Source organism: Kitasatospora sp. NRRL B-11411, from assembly GCF_000721345.1.
GTDB lineage: Bacteria > Actinomycetota > Actinomycetes > Streptomycetales > Streptomycetaceae > Kitasatospora > Kitasatospora cineracea.
In genome coordinates, this window is sequence record NZ_JOGH01000135.1 from 1 (window position 1) to 15,122 (window position 15,122).

A 15,122-nucleotide genomic window follows, 5' to 3' on the forward strand; every position below is an offset into this window, starting at 1 on the left:
GCCGGTGGGTTCGTCGGCGAGCAGGACGGCGGGTTGGTTGGCGAGGGCGACGGCGATGGCGACGCGTTGCTGCTGGCCGCCGGAGAGTTCGGCGGGGCGGCGGTGCGCCAACTCGCCGATGTCCAGCGCCTCCAGCAGCTCCGCCGTCCGCTGCCTGCGGCGGCGGGTCGCGGCCGGGGTCGAGCGCTCGCCGCGCAACTGCATCGGCAGCGCCACGTTCTGCTCCGCCGTCAGGAACGGCATCAGGTTGCGCGCCGTCTGCTGCCAGACGAAACCCACCACCTCGCGCCGGTAGCGCAGCCGCTCCTTCGCCGACATCGACAGCAGGTCCCGGCCGTCCACCCGGGCCGAACCCGCCGTCGGCGCGTCCAGGCCCGCCAGGATGTTCAGCAGCGTCGACTTGCCACTGCCCGACGCGCCGACCAGCGCCACCAGGTCGCCCCGGTCCACCGTCAGGTCCAGGCCCTGCAACGCCTGCACCTCGACCCTGTCCGCGGTGAAGATCTTCACCACCCGGTCGCAGGCGATCGCCGCGTCCGCCCCGTACCGCCGGGGCGCGGCGGCCGCCAGCGCCCGGCTGCGCAACTCCTGCAGGCTCGGGACGTCCGCGCTGCCGGGCATGGGTTCGGTGCTCACCGTTCGGCTCCTGGAGGGAAGAAGGGACAGAGGGCGGTCAACGGTCCTCCCCGGCCCGCAGCTCGACCGTGATCTGGCGGCGCCCGGAGACCAGCGCCTCCGCCAGCACGGTGGCCGCGAACAGCACGGCCAGCGCCGCCGACCAGGTCAGCACCGACCGGGCGGACGGGGCGACACCGCCCGGCGCGGGCACGCCGACCAGCGCCGAGAGGTCCACGGCCGGGCCCAGCAGCAGGGTCGCGGCAGTGGCCAGCAGGGCGCCCGCGACCGCCGCGCCCAGCGCCGTCGGCAGCGACTCCAGCAGGATCACCGCCAGCCCCTGCCGGGGCCGCAACCCCATCGTGCGCAGCCGGGCCAGCACCGCCGCCCGCTCCGGACCGGAACGCACCAGCGTCAGCAGCACCGCGCCCGCCGCGAACACGCCCGCCGCCAGCACCGACCAGGAGAACACCCGGGCCGCCGAACGCTGCAGCGGATCCGCCGCCAGGCGCTCCCGCTCCTCCGCGCCGGTGCGCACCGCGTACGCCCCGCCGTCCGGCGCCGCCGCCGGATCCAGCCGCTGGAGCAGCCCGCGCACCTGCGCGGTGCGCAACTCGCCCGAACCCAGCCACAGGTTCGCCCCCGCCAGCGCCGGGACCTGCGCCGACGCCTGCCGGGCCGGCAGCACGACCGCCTCCCCGGTGCCCAGCGCCGGAGCGCCCCCCGCCGGCAGCACCCCCGCCGGACGGAACGACACCACCGACTGACCGGTGTGCAGCGGATGCGCACCCGACCCCAGCCGCCCGGCCAGCCCCGGACTGACCAGCGCGGGCGCCCAGTCCGCCCCGCCGCCGGACAGCAGCGCCGGATCGATCGCGGGCTGCCCGTTGCGGCGGGCCAGCGCCGCGTACTGCTGCGGATCCACCACCAGCAGCGCCACCTCCGACAGCACCGTCCCGTCCGGCGCCGCCACCGACGCCGTCCGGTCCGTCCACGCCGACACGCCCGCCCGCACCCCCGGCAGGGCCGCCGCCGCCTCGGCGAACCCGTCCGGCAGCACCGTGCGGGCCGTCACCCGGGCGTCCGCGCCGGTCTCCGCCCGCACCGCGCGCAGCCGGCCCGCGTCCACCGAGGACAGCACCGTCGCGCCGAAACCCGCCGTCGTCACCGCCAGCAGCAGCGCCAGCAGCGGCAGCACCGCCGGACGCGACGCCCGGGCCAGCGCCAGGAAACCCACCGCGCCCGGCCGCCGCGCCGCCCACCGGGAGACCGCGCCCACCAGCGGCGGCAGCAGCCGGGCCAGCAGCACCGCGCCCGCCAGCGCGATCAGCAGCGGCGCCGCCACCAGCAGCAGGTCCACCCCCGCACCCGCCGGCGCCACCCCGCGCTGCCGCACCGCCACCACCGCCGCGACCGCCAGCGCCAGCACCGACAGCTCCGCCACCACCCGGCGGCGACCCGCCGCCGCGCCCGCGTGCGGGAACAGCGCCGCCCGCACCGGGAACACCAGCAGCGCCACCGCCGCCGTCACCCCCGCCGCCAGCACCGCCCCGCCCCAGCGCGGCGACGGCAGCAGGAGCAGCGCGAGCGCGGTGCCCAGCGCCGCCGCCGGGAGGGTCGTCGCCGCGCTCTCGCCCAGCAGCCGCCGCAGCACCCCGCCGCGCGAAGCCCCGCGGGCCCGCAGCAGCCGCAACTCGCCCGCCCGCCGCTCACCGGCCAGCACCGCCGCCAGCAGCAGCACCGTCAGCGCCACGCCCGCCGCACCCGCCGGGCCCAGCACCGACAGCGGCGCCACCGCCGACTGCCGCTCGGCCGCCGTCCCCAGCAGCGCCGACAGCTGCGAACGCACCTGCACGTCCGGCCGCTCCGAAGCCACCTGCAGCGCGGTGCGCTGCGGGCCGCCGGTCAGCGAACCCACCGCCGCCCGCCACTGCGGCAGCTGATCGGCCCGGGCCGCTGAGACGTCCACCGGCACCCGGACGAAGTCCTGCGGCGACTTGCCCGACCAGAACCCCAGGTCGGCCAGCTCGCCCGGCCCGACCAGCGCCGCCGCCCGCCAGTACTGGGTGCGCTCGCCCAGCGCCACCGTCGAACTCAGGCAGGCCCGCACCAGGCAGTCCGTGCCCGCCCAGAACTGCGAGGCCGGATCGGCCGCCGCGAACAGGCCCACCACCGTCGCCCGGAAGTGCCGCGGCGGGGACATCGAGGTGTCCGTCCCCGCGTCCAGCACCGCGCCCACCGACACCCCGAAGGTCCGCGCCACCTGCTCCGACAGCGCCACCTCGAAGTCCGCGCCGTCCGTCGCGGCCGGCCAGCGGCCCGCCGCCAGCGCCGACCGGGCGTCCACCCCGTGCAGGTACGCCAGGCCCAGCACCGGCGCCATGCCGTTCGGCCGCGGCAGCTCAGGACCGGGCAGCGAACGGTCGGCCAGCGTGGTCGAGCCGTACACCGCGCCCAGCTCGGTCGGCCGCAGCGGCTCCGCCACCCGGCGCACCAACTCCTGCGCCAGCACGTCCAGTTGCTCGGCGGGGGAGCCCGGGCCCTGCGCGCCCAGCCGCAGCGAGGTCGCCGTCAGCACCGCGCCGTCCCGGCCGCCCGCCCGCACCTGCTCGCGCAGCGCGCCGTCCGCGCTGCGGTCCAGCGCCCGGGGCAGCGCCGCCGCCAGGAAGACCGTGACCAGCACCAGCGCCGCCGTCAACCACGCCGAGGCCCGCGCCGCGCGCAGCCTGGTCCGGACCCACGGCGCCACCGCGGGAGGGGTCCTCACATCTCCTCCACGTTCCGCAGCCGGGCCGTCAGATCACGGCCCCGCCGCCCCACCAGCAGCGCCGGCACCAGCAGCGCCGCCGCCGTCACCACCGCCAGCGCCGCCACCTGCCCCAGCGGCAGCCGCACCAGCACCGCCGGCAGCGGCCGGGCCGCCGCCGGGGTCAGCACCACCAGCGGCACCACCAGGTGCACCAGCAGCGTCCCCAGCAGCAGGCCCGTGCCCACCCCCAGCACCGCCAGCACGCCCTGCTCCGCCGCCACCGTCCGCAGCAGCCGGCGCCGCGGCGCGCCCAGCGCCGCCAGCACCGCGAACTCCCGGGACCGCTCCGCGGCCGCGCCCGCCGCCGACGCCGCGAACCCGATCGCCGCCAGCAGCACCGCCGCCACCGCCAGCGCCGCCAGCGCCGACTGCGGGGCCGCGCCCAGCGGATCCCCGCGCAACTGCGCCGCCAGCGCGTCCCGCTCCAGCACCTGCTGCGCGAACGGCGCCGCCCGCAACTCGGCGGCCGCCCGGCGCGGCGCGTCGTCGCCCGCGCCCGCCGCGGGCAGCCACCACTCGGACGGCGACACGGCGGGCTCGCCGCGCGCGTCCAACTGCCGGTCGACGGCCGCCAGGTCCAGGGCCACCGCCGGGCCCTCGGTCGCGGGCAGCGCCGTCACCGCCGCCGTCACCCGGGCCCGCAGGGTCGCCGTGCCGAACGGCACCGGCACCTCCTCGCCCACCCGCGCCCCGACCACCGCCAGGTACGACTCGGTGGCCACCGCCGACAGCGCCGGAGCCGCCGCCCGCCCGCCCGGGGCCAGCACCAGGTGCCGGGCCCCGCCGGGGGAGGCGGGCCAGGACACCGCCGGCAGGTGCCCCGCACCGTTCGAGACGGACGCGCCGGCGGAGGTGGACGCACCGGCGGGAGCGGACCCGCCGCTGCGGGCGGACCCGGCGGTGGAGGCGGACCCGGCCGCGCCGCCGGTCAGCGACCAGTCGGCCGCGGGCGCGTCCCCCGCGGCCAGCCGGTCGACGGTCAGGCTCCCGGCGCCGCCCGGGGCGTCCACCGCCAGCCCGGCCAGCGTCAACGGGCCCGCGAGCCGGCCGTTCGGCCCGCCCGCCGCCAGGTCGACCACCAGGTGCTGCGGGCCGCCGGCCAGCGGCGCCGCCGCCGGGACGGGGTACACCAGCCCGAACCGGTCGCGCACCAGCAGCGACAGGCCCGGCGCGCCGTCCGCCGTCACGTCCAGCTCCACCCGCTCCGGCAGTGCCGGGCCGTCCAGCGGCGCCGCGGCCAGCGGGCCGAACACCTCGCCCGCCGACCGCCCGCCCAGCAGGTCCGCCCGCACCGGCAGGTGCGCCGCCGCCCGCCCCGCGTCCAGCAGCAGCACCGTCGCCGCCGCACCCTGCGGCAGCGGGACGTCCCGCCGGGCCACCGGCACGATCCGCTCCCCGCCCGGCAGCGCCGCGTACACCCCGCCCTGGCCCGCCGCCGGGAGCGCGGAACCGGTGATCCGCAGGCCCCCCGCGGTCAGGAACGACGCCTGGTCGCGCTGCGACTGCGACCAGGACGCCCGCTGGCCGATCGCCAGCATGCCCACGGCCACCGCCAGCACCAGCAGCAGCACCGGCCCCGCCGCCCGGGCCGGCCGGCGCGCCAACTGCCAGCCCGCCAGCGCCGGCCCCAGCCCCGTCGAACGCGCCGCCCACCGGTCGCCCAGCCGCGACACCAGCGGCAGCACCCGCAGCACCAGCACCGTCCCCGCGCACAGCGCCAGCGTCGGCGCCACCACCAGCAGCGGGTCCACCCCGTGCGAGACCCCCGAGTACCGCGCCAACTGCCGGTACGCCACCACCGCCAGCGCCAGCAGCGCCACGTCCGCCCCCGAACGCACCACCGAGGACACCCGGGCCTGCCGCCGCCCGGCCCGCCGCAGCAGCGCCGCACCCGCCGACCGGGCCAGCGAGGGCAGCGCCGTCAGCAGCACGCAGCCCAGCGCGCAGGCCGCCGCCACCGGCCACACCACCCACGGCAGCGACCCGGCCGCCGCGCCCGCCAGCGGACCGGTCGCCGCCAGCAGCCGCACCAGCCACGGCACCAGCAGCGGCGCCAGCAGCGCGGCCGGCACCGCCAGCAGCACCGCCTCGCCCGCCGCGAACACCCCGACCCGCCCGCGCGAGGCGCCGCGCGCGGCCAGCAGCCGGTTCTCCGCCGCCTGCCGGTCCGCCAGCAGGTGCACCACCAGTAGCAGCGCCGCCCCCGCCAGCACCGCCAGTTGCAGCGCGCCCACCAGCAGCGTCGAGCGCGCCACCTGGGCGTCCGAGGCCAGCTCGCCCAGCAGCGCGTCCAGCCCGGTGTCCGCGGTCAGCGCCGCGTCCCGCTTCAGGGCCGCCCCCGCCGGGGCGACCCGCGCGCGCAGCGCCGCCGCCGCGCCCGGGGTCAGGCCCGCGAAGTCCGCCCGCACCAGCCAGCTGCGGCCCGCCTGCGCCACCGCGCCGGAGGTGAACACCGCGTCGTCCACCAGCAGCGGCCCGTACGTGGTGTACGCCAGCACCTGCACGCCGCGCCCCGCCGCCGGGTCGGTCCGCCAGTACGGGTCGGACGGGTCGGCGGCCCGGTAGACGCCCGTCACCTCGACCGTCAGCGGCCGGTTGGTGAAACGGTCCGTCAGCTCCAGCCTGGCGGGCAGCGCCGCCGCGTCCAGGCCCAGCCCGGCCAGCGCGTTCTGCGGCACGGCGGCCTGGACCGGCGCGGACGCGGGGGAGGGGGCGGCGGGCCAGGTGCCGGAGAGCAGGGCGGTGCGGCTGCGGTCGAGGGCGGCCAGCACCGTCAGGTCGGGCCGGTCGGTCGACCCCGGCAGGCCGTAGGAGCGGCTGCGGGCCACGCTCTCGACGGTGGTGGGCAGGGCGCCGAACAGCCCGCGGGCGAAGCCGGCGACCGCCGCGTCGTCCCCCGCCCGGTCGGCCACCGCGCGGTCGCCGCCGACCAGTACGGCCGCCCGCGCCGCGCCGGTGCCCTGCAGCGCGCGCCGCAGCCCCGCCTCCGCGGCCCCGCGGTCGAACGCCACCAGCGCCGTCAGCACCGAGGTGGTGATCAACACGGTCAGCAGCGCGGCCGCCGCCAGCGGCAGCCGCCCGCGCAGCCGGCGCACGACGAAGCCGATCATCGCTTCCGCCTCCCCGGGCCCGTTCCGTCGCCCGGTACTCCATTCACCGGATAGCGGACGATGGTGTCACACCGAACGGGGGATCGAGAAGGATCTTGTGCGAACCGTTGTCAAGAGGTTGCCGGACGGGCGAGGGTCGCGGGACCGGCCGAGGTGCGGGCGCGGCGGCCCGCGGTGGGGGAGCGGAGCGGGAGAGGGGCGCGGGGGAAGGGTGGGGACGAGGGTGCGGCCGGGATTCGCGGGGCGGCCGGGTGGGCAGGTACGGCAGGTCCCTGCCAACGCACTGCCCCTACCCGGAGGCTGTCGAATGAAGCGCACGTCCTGGACCGCCGGGCTGACCGCCCTGGCGGCGGTGCCGCTCGCCCTCTCCACCGCAGGCGCGGCCACCGCCGCCGAACCGGCCGCCGCACCCGCGGCCACCACCTGCACCTACACCCCGGCGGTGCCCGCCGACAACTTCAAGGGCATCCCGGTCTTCGACGCCAAGAAGGCCGCCAAGCCCTACAGCGCCACCCTCCGCACCAGCCAGGGCGCGATCACCTTCCAGGCCCTCACCGGCAAGGCACCCTGCACCACCTACTCGTTCCGCTTCCTCGCCGAACACGACTACTACGACCGCACCCACTGCCACCGCCTCACCACCCAGCGGCTCTACGTCCTGCAGTGCGGCGACCCCACCGGCACCGGCAGCGGCGGCCCCGGCTACTCCTTCCCCGACGAGAACCTCGACGGCGCCACCTACCCCGCCGGCACCGTGGCGATGGCCAACGCCGGGCCGAACACCAACGGCAGCCAGTTCTTCATCGTCTGGAAGGACACCAAGCTCTCCCCGGCCTACACCCCCTTCGGCCGGGTCACCGCCGGGCTCGACGTGCTGCAGAAGATCGCCGCCGGCGGCGAGGACGACCAGAACGGCCCCGGCGACGGCTTCCCGACGCTGCCCGTCAACATCCGCAACGTCGGGATCTCCAAGCACTGACCCGGCCTCAGGCCCCGGCGGCACCCCCCGCCGCCGGGGCCAGCGCCCCGCACAGGTGGTTGCCCGGGTCCGCCGGGTCCGCGCTGATCCAGAACTGCGCCCACAGCTCGGCGAACTCCGCCCGGGACAGGAAGCCGTCGCCGTCCAGGTCGACCAGCTCGAACACGCCGGTGGTGTCCGTCGGCTGCCCGTTCCACACCTCGACCAGGCGGCGGTGCTCCTCCCGGGAGATCCGGCCGTCACCGTTCTCGTCGATCGCGTCGAAGACGGTGTCCGAGGTCTCCGCCACCGCCGCCCGCATCCCCGGCAGCCGGTCCACCATCGCCAGGATCTCGTCCAGGTCGACCAGCCCGTCGCCGTTGGTGTCCGCCGCCGCGTGCAGCACGTCCCACCAGCCGAGCATCACCCGCTCCACCCGGGCCGCCAGCTCCGGCTCCGCCGCCACCCGGGGCAGCGCCTTCCAGCGGTCCGCGAGGGCGCGGAAGTCCCGCTGGTCGAGGTACCCGTTCCGGTCGGTGTCGAACGCGTGGAACATGCCCGTCAGCTTGTGGCGCTGGAACTCGCTCGCCATGGCGGCACCTCTCTCTCGGCCCGTCCCGGATCCCCACCCCGTCCGGGTGCGAGGCTGATCCTTTCCACTCCGCGCCGCCCTACGGCAGCGCTCGGTCGCACGGCACCGACCCGCCCCCGCGCCGGGGGCGCACCGCGACCGGCACGCGCCGTCGCCACCGCCCGGCGTTGTCGTCCGCTGGCGTCGTCTGGCGTCGTCCGCCCGTCGTCCGCTGTTGTCGTCTGCGGTCGTCCGCCCGGGCTGCCCCGGACCGGCCTGTCGGGCGCTCGGGAACGGCGGCTATTGTGGCCCGCGCGTCGAACACGGCGCCGAGTGAGCAGCGGAACAGTGAGAAAAGGGGTGGGCCTCGTGGCCGACATCGAAGCGGCACGGGCGGCATTCGCGCGCTTGGACGTCGACGGCGACGGGCGGGTCACCGCACGCGAGTACAAGACGGTGATGGCCCAGCTCGGCGACTACCACGTCACCGAGACGGTCGCCCAGGCGATCATCAACGCCAAGGACGCGAACGGCGACGGCAAGCTGTCCTTCGAGGAGTTCTGGACCTCCGTCCAGGGCTGACCGCCGACGGTCCGCTCCCGGCCGGGGCGCCGTGCGTCGCGTCCGACGCGCCGCGCGCCGGCCGGGCGCCGCCGGTGACGTGCGCCGCCGGTGACGTGCGCCACACCGGCAACGCCCTGACCAGGGCGGACACCCACCGGTCCGGTCCGGGCCGGTTCGGGCCGGTTGTCCGGCCGCCCCCGGACGTCGTACAACTGGCCGATGCCGTCGAACGACCTCCGCCGACGCCACCTCGCCGCCCGCGCCGCCGCGCCCAGCTACCCCGAGGTCGGCGCCACCCGGGCCGCCGCGCTGCCCGCCGGGTACTCCTGGCTGCGCCGCCGCGTCCACCTCGGCCACGGGCCCGCCGTCCTCGAACGCGCCGGAACGTACCTGCTCGGCTGGGGCGCCCAACTCGGCTCCGGCTTCGCCGTCCACCCGGCCCCCGGCCGGATCGCCCCCGGCGACACCGTCCTGCTCAGGCTCGCCCTGCCCGGACTGCGGCTGCCCCGCCTGGTCATCCCCTGCCGAGTGGTCTGGACGCTCGAAGAACCCGACCGGATCGGCTTCGCCTACGGCACCCTCCCCGGGCACCCCGAGCGCGGCGAGGAGTCCTTCGTGGTCAGCATGGACGCGGACGGCGAGGTGTGGTTCGAGGTCGCCGCCTTCTCCCGGCTCGCCGCCTGGTACGCCCGCCTCGGCCGCCCCGTCGCCCTGCTGCTCCAGCACCTCGCGATCGAACGCTACCTGCGGGTGGTCGCCCGCGCGGCGGCCCGGACGTAGCGCGACCGGCCGAGCTGAACGGGGCCGCCGGGCCGGGGTGTTGAGCGTGGAGCGCTGTGGCGTTGAGTGCCAGGGCGTCGAACGGGGCCGCCGGGCCGGCTGCCACTACTGCTGCTGCGCGTCATCGGCGAAGGCCCGCACCGCCGCCTCGGCCACCGACTCCACCAGCGCGATGCCCGCGTCCTCGGTCGCCGAGCCGTCGCTCAGCACCGACACCAGCAGGGGCCGGCCGCCGTACTCGATCCGGCCGATGCTGTTGACCACCCACAGGCCGGTGCTGTCCCGGGGCAGCCAGCCGTTCTTCAGCTGCACCGCGCCGCCCTGGTCGGCCGCGGAGACGCCCCAGTCCTGGTCGTCCGCGACCAGGCCCATCAGCTTCGCCAGGTAGGCGCGGGAGGCGGAGCCCAGCGGGGAGTCCTCGGTGAAGACCACCCGCAGCAACTGCGCCTGGTCGGCCGCGGTGGTGCTGGTCAGCCCCCAGAAGCCGTCCGTCCCGGCGGCGGTCCCGGTCAGGCCGAAGGCCGCGTTCGCCTCGTCCAGGCCCACCGCGCCACCCACCGCCTCGAACAGGGCGGTCGCCGCGTCGTTGTCGCTCTGCTCGATCATCAGCGCGGCCGCCGCCTTCTGATCGCCGGTCAGCACGCCGTCGTTGCGCAGCAGCAGCGCCGCCAGGATGTCCACCTTGACGATCGACGCGGTGACGAACGAGTCCGTGCCCCAGGCCACGGACGCCCCGGAGCCGGGGTCGGCGACCGTGACGGCGAAGTGCCCGTCGAGGTCGCCGAGCGCGGCGGCCAGCACGGAGTCCGGGGCCGTGTCCGTACCGGCGTCCGCCGTGGTCGTGCCGCTGTCGGCCGCCGGTAGCGAGACGGACGCCGTCGCGCTCGCCGGGGTGCCGGTGGTCGAGCGGGAGAGCACCAGCCAGGAGCCGAGCGCCGAGAGCACCACCGCCACCGCGACCGCCCGCCTGATCCGCCGGGTACGCCTGGCGCGCCGCTCCTGCCTGCGGGAGGAGGTCCGGGATTCCGCTGGTGCCGTCATGCCGATGATGCTCCGCGGCCCGCCTTGACCTGCGATGAGCCCCGGCTGAGCCCCCACTGAGAAGCCGTCCGTCCGGACGAGGCCACCGCGATCACCCTGCGCGCCACCGCCCGGCCGGGGCGCGTCCGGGGGCTCAGCCGCTCAGCCGCTCAGCCGCTCAGTGGTCGGCGGTGGCGTGCAGGTGCGGGGCACTGTCCGCGGGCCGGTGCCAGGAGGTGCGCAGCCCGCAGGCGGTGAGGGCGGAGCCGATCGCGTGGTGCATGGACTCCCGGACGGCCGTCGACACCAGGGGAGTGGCGGGCAGTTGCGGGGACGGGCGCCAGGCGACGTCCACCACCGGCCCGGCCCCGGGGTCGGGCACGCACCCGGCGAGCGCGACACCGGCCGCCCGGGGGTGCCGGGCCAGCGGCAGGCCCGCCAGGGCGGCGCCGCGCCGGACCGCCGCCTCGACCGCGGCCGCCACCGGCGCGGCCGCCGGTCCCTGCCCCGGCCCGGTCTCCGGCTCCAGCCCGGTCTCCTGCCCCGGCTCGGCCGCGGATTCGGCGGATTCGGCGGACTCGGCGGACTCGGCGGGCCCGACCCGGGTCGGCCCGTCGGGCGCGCCCCGGACGGCGGACAGGCCGAGGGCGGGCAGGAGTTCGGCCAGCGCGGTCTCCATGCTGTCCGCGACCACCTGCCGGGTCCGGGGCCACGGGCTCCCCGCCCCGGCTGCCGCCGCGGCGTCCTCCAGCCGGGCGGAGCACAGCCAGCGCAGCGTCAGCGGCCACCGTTCCGGATCGTCGGCCCCGGTACCGGCGCTGCCGCGGGCGTCGTCGGCCGAACCGGTGGCGAACAGGTGCACCCCCGGCCCGTGGCCGCCGTGCGCGACGGGCAGCCCGACCAGCAGCAGCGCCTCGACCACCCGGTCGGCCAGCAGCGGATCGACCCGCGCCGCCCGCACCCGCACACCGGCCGCCACCCCGTGGACTCCCATCCCGACACCCCTTCCCACCGGCGGGGCGCTCCCGCGCGTGTGACTATCCATGACCACGTAAAGCCCGTCAACAGCCCCGGCCCGCACCGCTCTTGAGCACTCGTCGACCCCGCCCCGAAAACCGGAAGCGCCGCCCCGCACAGCGGCGGGACGGCGCTTCCGGTGAACAGCGCTTCACGGAACCACGACCGGAGGGATCAGACCCCCTGGCCCGGCCCGGCCGGCGGCTGGGCCGGAGCCTGACCCGGGTAGGGAGCCTGACCCTGCGCCGGCGCCTGACCCGGGTACGGCGCCTGGCCCTGGGCCGGAGCCTGACCGGCGTACGGCGCCTGACCGGCGTACGGAGCCTGGCCGGCGTACGGGGCCTGCGCCGGAGCCTGGCCCGGGTACGGAGCCTGGCCCTGGAAGGGCGCCTGGCCCGGGTACGGGACCTGGCCCTGCGGCGGGACCGGGGTCCTCTTGGCGCGGTTCACCATCGACCGGACGAAGTTGATGATCAGTACGACCGGCACGATGAATGCCTTGAAGATGAGGAGGTAGTGGCCGCCCTCGAAGAAGAACGCGAGGTAGACGCCGTAACCGAAGAACGCGGCACCGGCGATGGCGCTGAAGACCCGCATGCCGGCGCTCAGCCCCGAGGCGGGCACGAGGGCGGTGCAAATCGTTATCAGACCGCTGATCATCAGCAGGACGACGTACCAAGAGAAGCCCGGGTCGAGGCTGAAGTCAATGTTCACAGAAATCCCAAACTGGACATAAGGTGTGCATAAAGAGCCGGTCGGCTGACGTACCGTACCGGAGTCCCGCCCCCCGAGTCGCACGGTTTGCCGCATCGATTCGCGGATCCGTCAAGAGGGCCTCGACCAGGACCGGACCCATCACCGGAAGCACCGTCAAACCGCGCAATTCACCACCGGACGGGGCGACCCGCGGGGCCGCCGTCCTGATACCGTCCCGGCCGTGCCCTCTTCACCCGCTCCGCTGTACGCCGCCGCCGACATCCACGGCCACCGCGCGGAATTCCGCGACGCGCTGCGCGAAGCGGGACTCACCGACGACACCGGGCAGTGGTCCGGCGGCCGGGCCCGGCTCTGGCTGCTCGGCGACTACGTCGACCGGGGGCCGGACGGCATCGGCGTCATCGAGGACATCCGCCGCCTCGCCGCACAGGCCCCGGACACCGGCGGCCAGGTCGGCGCGCTGCTGGGCAACCACGAGGTGCAACTGCTCGCCGCCCACCGCTTCGGTACCGCCCCCGTCCCCGGCTGGAGCCAGCCCGGCGGCTTCCACGGCGGCTGGGCCCGCTTCGGCGGCCAGGACGCGGACCTGCGCCGACTGACCCCCGACCACCTCGACTGGCTCGCCGCCCTCCCCGCCGCGGCCCTGGTCGACGACCACCTGCTGGTCCACTCCGACACCACCCAGTACCTCGAACTCGGCCCCGACCTCGACGCCGTCAACCGCGCCGCCACCGCCGCCCTGACCGACCAGGACCCCGGCGCCTGGCTGGAGTTCAGCCGCCGGATGAGCTCCCGCGGCTCCTTCCACGGCGCCCGGGCCGCCGCCCCCGACGACCCCGTCGCCCGGATGCTCGACGCCCTGGGCGGCACCGTCCTGGTGCACGGCCACAGCACCCTCACCAAGCACTTCGGCATCCCCCCGGAGAACGTCCGCGAAGCCCTGCGCTACGCCGAGGACCGGGTCGTCGCCATCGACGGCGGCGTGTACGAGGGCGGCCGGATCCTGCTCACCCGCCTGCGCTGACCGGCGCCGCCCGCCCCCGCGCGTCCCGGCCCCTCCCGAGCCTGCGCCGATCGGCGATCGCCGATCGCCGATCGATTAGAACCGGGCGCCGAGTGCCGGGCGCTGGGCGCCGAGCGCCGAAAGAATGCGCGCGCGAGCCGGGGCGCCCATGCTGAACGGCAGCGACTTCCCGCCGACGCGCCGCCCTGGGCCCCGCACTCCGTCCCGGCCCGCGGGCGCGCCCGTCCCTCCCGGTAAGGACCTGCCCATGCGCGCCATCACCGTGCGAGACCGCGACGCCGGACCCGCCGGCCTGTCGCTGGAGGAGATCCCGCACCCCCACGCGGCCGAGAACGACGTCGTCGTGCGGGTGCACGCCGCGGGCTTCACCCCCGGCGAACTCGACTGGCCCGGCACCTGGACCGACCGCGCCGGCCGCGACCGGACACCGAGCGTGCCCGGCCACGAACTGTCCGGCACCGTCGCCGAACTGGGCTACGGCACCACCGGCCTGAGCATCGGCCAACGGGTGTTCGGCCTGGCCGACTGGACCCGCGACGGCACGCTCGCCGAGTACACCGCGGTCGAGGCCCGCAACCTCGCCCCGCTGCCGGCGGACATCGACCACACCGTGGCCGCCGCCCTGCCGATCTCCGGACTGACCGCCTGGCAGGCCCTGTTCGACCACGGCCGCCTCACCACCGGCCAGACCGTCATCGTCCACGGCGCCGCGGGCGGCGTCGGCTCGATCGCCGTCCAACTCGCCCGCGGGGCCGGCGCCCGGGTCGTCGGCACCGGCCGCGCCGCCGACCGCGACCGGGTGCTCGCCCTGGGCGCCGACGCCTTCCTCGACCTGGAACACGGGGAAGCGGAGAACGCAGGCCAGGCCGACGTCGTCTTCGACGTGATCGGCGGCGAGGTCCTCGCCCGCTCCGCCGCCCTGGTCCGGCCCGGCGGCACCCTGGTCACCATCGCCGCACCGCCCGAGGTCCGCCCGGAGGGCGGGCGGGCGGTCTTCTTCGTGGTCGAACCCGACCGCGCCCGCCTCGCCGACCTCGCCGAACGGGTCCGGGACGGCCGCCTCCGCCCGCTCGTCGGCGCCGTCCGGCCGCTCGCCGAAGCACCCGCCGCCTTCGCCCCGGGCCGGCGCACCCCCGGTCGGACGATCATTCAGGTCCGGCCGAACTGACCGCCGCCGCGCGGGGTCCGTGACGGCCCGGCCGCTGCCAGGCCGCTGCTCGGCCGCTGCCCGGTCGTTGTTCGGCCGCTGCCCGGCCACTGCCCGGTCGTTGCTCAGCCGCTGCTCAGCCGCAGTGCTCCCAGCCGGACGACCAGCTGGTGCCCTCCGCGTAACCGCCCCACGAGATGCAGGTGTTCGCGGCGCTGAGCTTGGCCGGGCCGGCGTAGTAGTTGTAGTAGCCGCCGTCGGAGGCCTCGTGCAGGTCGCTCTTCCGCTCGATGTGCACCCGCAGGTCGTACGTCCTGGTCCCGTTCGGGCTCCGGACCCAGGTGACCGCGCAGTTGCTCGAACCGTTGTAGAACAGGTAGATGTCGGCCACCGTGCCGAGGGCGTGGTGGTCGATCTGGTAGTAGCCGCTGCCGCAGGCCCCGCTCGGGGTGGTGGCGGCCTCGGCCGGAGCGGCCGCGGTCACCATTCCCGCGGTCATCCCCAGGACGCCCAGCGCGAGGGCGGCCTTCCGCTGCGATATGCGCATGAATCTCCCTTTCCCGCTTCCCCGCGGCATTCCCGCCCCGGGCCGAAGCAGGCACGGTAGCAGCAACCAAGATCACTTGACTACTTGTCAGTACACGCCGCCCGCCCGCCCGTTCGCCCGCCCCCGGCCGCGTGGGCCGCAACGGCCGTCACCGCATCGCCGCAGGTCGCACGAACGAGTGGCATCCGCCGCCCGCCGCCGCTCCCCGCCCCCGCCCGGCCCGCGCCGCGGCTAGAGTCCGAG

At 77.0% G+C, this 15,122-nt stretch carries 13 protein-coding genes; 5 read left to right on the forward strand and 8 right to left on the reverse strand.

Going from position 1 to position 15,122, the window contains the following annotated elements:
- The 3 genes from IH44_RS0134570 to IH44_RS0134580 form a co-directional block, all read right to left on the reverse strand.
- On the reverse strand, positions 1-621 hold a 621-nt coding region (locus IH44_RS0134570; protein ID WP_035957285.1), incomplete at its 3' end, for an ABC transporter ATP-binding protein.
- Positions 622-673: 52 nt separating this feature from the next.
- Positions 674-3,382 (reverse strand): hypothetical protein, encoded by a 2,709-nt coding sequence (locus IH44_RS0134575; RefSeq protein ID WP_157852562.1) that lies wholly within the window; start codon positions 3,380-3,382, stop codon positions 674-676.
- Entirely contained in the window at positions 3,379-6,534 is a 3,156-nt protein-coding gene (locus tag IH44_RS0134580; protein WP_030463781.1) for an FtsX-like permease family protein, read from the reverse strand. The genes IH44_RS0134575 and IH44_RS0134580 overlap by 4 nt, the downstream gene beginning before the upstream one ends.
- Before the next feature lie 307 nt (positions 6,535-6,841).
- Between IH44_RS0134580 and IH44_RS0134585 the strand changes: the two genes are divergently transcribed.
- The gene (locus IH44_RS0134585) at positions 6,842-7,513 is read left to right on the forward strand and encodes a peptidylprolyl isomerase (RefSeq protein ID WP_030463782.1); all 672 of its coding nucleotides are present in this window, start codon (positions 6,842-6,844) and stop codon (positions 7,511-7,513) included.
- 7 nt (positions 7,514-7,520) lie between these two features.
- Here the strand turns inward: IH44_RS0134585 and IH44_RS0134590 are convergent, their stop codons facing one another.
- Positions 7,521-8,084 (reverse strand): EF-hand domain-containing protein, encoded by a 564-nt coding sequence (locus IH44_RS0134590; protein ID WP_030463783.1) that lies wholly within the window; start codon positions 8,082-8,084, stop codon positions 7,521-7,523.
- Positions 8,085-8,432: 348 nt separating this feature from the next.
- Here IH44_RS0134590 and IH44_RS0134595 point away from each other — a divergent pair, with 348 nt between their 5' ends.
- Together IH44_RS0134595 and IH44_RS0134600 are read left to right on the forward strand one after the other, a co-directional pair.
- Entirely contained in the window at positions 8,433-8,645 is a 213-nt protein-coding gene (locus tag IH44_RS0134595; protein ID WP_030463784.1) for an EF-hand domain-containing protein, read from the forward strand.
- A 201-nt stretch (positions 8,646-8,846) separates the two neighbouring features.
- Complete coding sequence (locus tag IH44_RS0134600) at positions 8,847-9,407, forward strand: DUF1990 family protein (RefSeq protein WP_030463785.1); 561 nt, start codon at positions 8,847-8,849, stop codon at positions 9,405-9,407.
- A 105-nt stretch (positions 9,408-9,512) separates the two neighbouring features.
- Here IH44_RS0134600 and IH44_RS41875 read toward each other — a convergent pair whose 3' ends face one another.
- The 3 genes from IH44_RS41875 to IH44_RS43365 all read right to left on the reverse strand — a co-directional run bounded on the left by IH44_RS41875 (position 9,513) and on the right by IH44_RS43365 (position 12,158).
- On the reverse strand, positions 9,513-10,448 hold the full coding sequence (locus tag IH44_RS41875) for a serine hydrolase (protein WP_035957284.1): 936 nt from the start codon (positions 10,446-10,448) through the stop codon (positions 9,513-9,515).
- 157 nt (positions 10,449-10,605) lie between these two features.
- A complete protein-coding gene (locus IH44_RS0134615; RefSeq protein ID WP_157852563.1) occupies positions 10,606-11,421 on the reverse strand; it encodes a hypothetical protein in 816 nt (271 codons plus the stop codon).
- A gap of 197 nt (positions 11,422-11,618) precedes the next feature.
- Positions 11,619-12,158 (reverse strand): hypothetical protein, encoded by a 540-nt coding sequence (locus tag IH44_RS43365; protein WP_051817936.1) that lies wholly within the window; start codon positions 12,156-12,158, stop codon positions 11,619-11,621.
- Between the two features lie 223 nt (positions 12,159-12,381).
- On the opposite strand from IH44_RS43365, the gene IH44_RS0134625 reads away from it, so the two are divergent.
- Both IH44_RS0134625 and IH44_RS0134630 read left to right on the forward strand, forming a co-directional pair.
- Positions 12,382-13,185, forward strand: coding sequence for a metallophosphoesterase (locus IH44_RS0134625; RefSeq protein WP_051817938.1), 804 nt, complete (start codon positions 12,382-12,384; stop codon positions 13,183-13,185).
- 247 nt (positions 13,186-13,432) lie between these two features.
- Positions 13,433-14,353 carry an NADP-dependent oxidoreductase gene (locus IH44_RS0134630; RefSeq protein WP_030463791.1) on the forward strand — a complete coding sequence of 307 codons (921 nt, stop codon included), beginning with the start codon at positions 13,433-13,435 and terminating at the stop codon, positions 14,351-14,353.
- Positions 14,354-14,468: 115 nt separating this feature from the next.
- On the opposite strand, the gene IH44_RS0134635 is transcribed toward IH44_RS0134630, so the two are convergent.
- Positions 14,469-14,879: a hypothetical protein gene (locus IH44_RS0134635; RefSeq protein WP_051817940.1), complete on the reverse strand. Its 411-nt coding sequence runs from the start codon at positions 14,877-14,879 to the stop codon at positions 14,469-14,471.
- Between the last annotated feature and the right edge of the window lie 243 nt (positions 14,880-15,122).

What these genes read in the sequence shown, in the direction of transcription:
- IH44_RS0134580 (WP_030463781.1), bottom strand. Translation starts at nt 6,534, where the DNA reads ATGATCGGCTTCGTCGTGCGCCGGCTGCGCGGGCGGCTGCCGCTGGCG.
- IH44_RS0134585 (WP_030463782.1), top strand. Translation starts at nt 6,842, where the DNA reads ATGAAGCGCACGTCCTGGACCGCCGGGCTGACCGCCCTGGCGGCGGTG.
- IH44_RS0134590 (WP_030463783.1), bottom strand. Translation starts at nt 8,084, where the DNA reads ATGGCGAGCGAGTTCCAGCGCCACAAGCTGACGGGCATGTTCCACGCG.
- IH44_RS0134600 (WP_030463785.1), top strand. Translation starts at nt 8,847, where the DNA reads ATGCCGTCGAACGACCTCCGCCGACGCCACCTCGCCGCCCGCGCCGCC.
- IH44_RS41875 (WP_035957284.1), bottom strand. Translation starts at nt 10,448, where the DNA reads ATGACGGCACCAGCGGAATCCCGGACCTCCTCCCGCAGGCAGGAGCGG.
- IH44_RS0134615 (WP_157852563.1), bottom strand. Translation starts at nt 11,421, where the DNA reads ATGGGAGTCCACGGGGTGGCGGCCGGTGTGCGGGTGCGGGCGGCGCGG.
- IH44_RS0134630 (WP_030463791.1), top strand. Translation starts at nt 13,433, where the DNA reads ATGCGCGCCATCACCGTGCGAGACCGCGACGCCGGACCCGCCGGCCTG.
- IH44_RS0134635 (WP_051817940.1), bottom strand. Translation starts at nt 14,879, where the DNA reads ATGCGCATATCGCAGCGGAAGGCCGCCCTCGCGCTGGGCGTCCTGGGG.